This window comes from Acinetobacter sp. YH12140 (assembly GCF_013418475.1).
Taxonomy (GTDB): domain Bacteria; phylum Pseudomonadota; class Gammaproteobacteria; order Pseudomonadales; family Moraxellaceae; genus Acinetobacter; species Acinetobacter amyesii.
On the sequence record NZ_VPBZ01000041.1, the window covers coordinates 1 to 1,002 of the forward strand.

The following is a 1,002-nucleotide window of genomic DNA, read 5'->3' on the forward strand; positions in this document are numbered from 1 at the left end:
GAATTGCCGCAATCTGCTGATCCTTGTCCACACCAAGACTTGTTGTGTAAACCGGTTTAACCCCAAGGTCCTTCGCTTCAGTAACTAGACGCTCATAAACCGCAGTAAAGATCTTTTTGGCTTCAGCCATTTGATACTTATCACCAGTAGCAACCAAGTCGGCACACTTCTCGAATGCTTTCGCTGCTTGCTCAGTCCACACCACTGTCAATTCGCGACCAGTACCCATTTCAATTGAATTTTTCGCAATAGCCCAAGCTTCATGCGCATCAAGCCATTCTTCTGATTTAGGCTCACACCAATCTCTGAACTCAGGAACTGTTGGTGGCCACTTTTCACGCTTCATACGAGCCATGCCACGAGTGAAATCTTCAACCGTCAAACCTTGGTAATTTTCAAGCATCTCTTGAGCGAGTTCAGCGATGTCGACACCTGTCCACTGGTCCGCAAACTTCTTGCCGTAGTTCACACGCATTTTGTTGATCAGACGCATAACGTCCTGAGTAGTGATGTTAGGCATTACCCACCTCCTGAATCACAAACGGCTTTTTTGGCGTTACATCAATCGCCTCATCTGAGAGAGCTTCTTGAATGCCTTGCTTCCAACGATCCATTTCAGATGCGGTGCGTTGTTGAGAGGTTTGTATTTGAGGCTTTGCTGCATTCTGTTTTTCAGAATCTTGATTTCGCATAATCCATTGAACAAATTTCACCAGTGCTTTGTTGGCAACCATGTGTTGATCTGCGTAGTACAACTCGAACTGTGATTGCAGTTGATCAATGTATTTCTGATCCACTTCATGACGACCTGCCATTTTCAATTTCGTATTCACCGTGTTCAGGTCAAACGTATATTTATATTGGTTATTGGTTAGTGGTTCTTGGTTAATGGTTAATGGTTTATGGTTAGGTGACGGTTCGTGCTTTTCTTCACACGGTTCGTGCACGGTTCGTGACGCTTCGTTTTTAGATTTGCGTTTTTCTTCACGCTGCTTGGCGATT

The 1,002-nt window shown here is 44.5% G+C and carries 2 pseudogenes; both read right to left on the bottom strand.

Annotated features, from left to right (window positions below):
- Window positions 1-520: pseudogene (locus tag FTU75_RS18230) on the bottom strand (hypothetical protein); the annotation flags it as partial.
- A pseudogene (locus FTU75_RS18235) lies at window positions 513-1,002 on the bottom strand (hypothetical protein); the annotation flags it as partial. The pseudogenes FTU75_RS18230 and FTU75_RS18235, both read right to left, overlap by 8 nt.